Source organism: Sedimenticola hydrogenitrophicus (assembly GCF_029017505.1).
Taxonomy (GTDB): Bacteria; Pseudomonadota; Gammaproteobacteria; order Chromatiales; family Chromatiaceae; genus Sedimenticola; species Sedimenticola hydrogenitrophicus_A.
The window spans coordinates 1-1,425 of record NZ_JAQGEI010000094.1 but is presented as its reverse complement, the minus strand read 5'-3'; the positions used below and the strand labels follow the sequence as shown (position 1 = coordinate 1,425).

The window sequence follows — 1,425 nt, the reverse complement described above, 5'->3', positions numbered from 1 at the left end:
GCCCGCTGGGATCTCCGCGCGGTGGAGCTGATCGATCCCCGCACACTCAAGCCCCTGTGCCCGCTCATGCCGCTCGACAAGAGCGCCAATGCCGAGGGTCGACGAAGAGCCCGCAGCACCAGAGCATCGCTGGAGGAGACACCATCGGGCAATGCATTGCCACCCCTGCTGCGCCAGTGCTTGGCCGACTATGCGGCCACCGGTTACCCGCCGGCCTATCTGCCCATCAATCAGGAGACCGACAAGTGAACAAAAAGCTACTCGCCCTGTATGGGCTCAAATGGAATCCCTTCTCACCCGAACTACCGTTAGAGGCGCTCTATAGCAATGCCAAGGTGGAAAGCTTCTGCTGGCGGGTCGATCAGGGACTGATCCGGGAGGGGGGCTTTGCCATGATCAGTGGTGATCCGGGCACCGGCAAGAGCGTGGTGCTGCGCGTGCTGGCACAACGTCTGGGGCAACGGCATGACCTGACGGTGGGGGCCATCGTTCACCCCAGTGGCAACCTGGCCGACTTCTATCGTGAGATGGGGGATCTGTTCGGGGTGGAACTACGCCCTCACAACCGGTGGGGTGGCTTCAAGGCGCTGCGTGAGCGGTGGTTGGCCCACCTGGAGGGTACCCTGCTGCGCCCGGTATTGCTGATCGATGAAGCCCAGGAGATGCACGCCGGTGTACTCAATGAACTGCGACTGCTCTCGAGTATGCAGTTTGACTCACGCAATCTGCTCAGCGTGGTGTTGGCCGGAGATGCCCGTCTGAACCACAAATTACGGCGCGATGAACTGCTTCCCCTGGGCAGTCGTATCCGTACCCGCCTGATCATGGAGTATGCCACACGAGAGGAGCTGGGCGAGTGCTTGAATCATCTGCTGCGCACCGCCGGTGCGCCCCATCTCATGAGTAAGGAACTGGCCACTACCCTCTGTGATCATGCGGTTGGCAACTACCGGGTACTCACCGGTATGGCCGGAGAACTGCTGGCGACAGCCGCACAACGTGAACTCACCCAACTGGATGAAAAGCTCTTTCTGGAACTCTTTACGCCAAGCCCGTCCAAGGCCAGAAAGCGTACGTGACCCACCCAAGGAGATACCTATGGAGCACACGCCTCTTATGCTGGCTGCAGCACCGGACCTGACCGATGATGCTGCCACCGAGATCCTCGACTTCCTTTACGACCTGACCTCCGCCTTCGAGAACCACTACTTCGCCCAACTACGGAGGCATCAGCAGAGTCTCGTCGAAGAGCGGAATCAGCCCGACCTGTTTGAACCCTTTGAAGACGAGTTGCCCGACTTCTGAGGATCCGCTCTCGGAACTGGGTAACGGGTGGTACGGGACCTTATACCACCCGTTTATCTTTGCCGGGTAGGCCATCAAATAGTGTGAGTGCCGGGACATCGATTAGGGTGGTTACGCTCA

Annotated in this window: 2 protein-coding genes and 1 pseudogene; all 3 read left to right on the top strand. The window is 59.6% G+C overall.

Translation table 11 applies throughout. From position 1 onward, the window contains the following. Positions 1-249: pseudogene (locus O9K64_RS23375) on the top strand (IS481 family transposase); the annotation flags it as partial. Beyond that, positions 246-1,079 carry an ExeA family protein gene (locus tag O9K64_RS23370; RefSeq protein ID WP_275100529.1) on the top strand — a complete coding sequence of 278 codons (834 nt, stop codon included), beginning with the start codon at positions 246-248 and terminating at the stop codon, positions 1,077-1,079. The pseudogene O9K64_RS23375 and the gene O9K64_RS23370, both read left to right, overlap by 4 nt. 19 nt (positions 1,080-1,098) lie before the next feature. Next, complete coding sequence (locus O9K64_RS23365; protein WP_260296010.1) at positions 1,099-1,305, top strand: hypothetical protein; 207 nt, start codon at positions 1,099-1,101, stop codon at positions 1,303-1,305. Positions 1,306-1,425 lie beyond the last annotated feature (120 nt).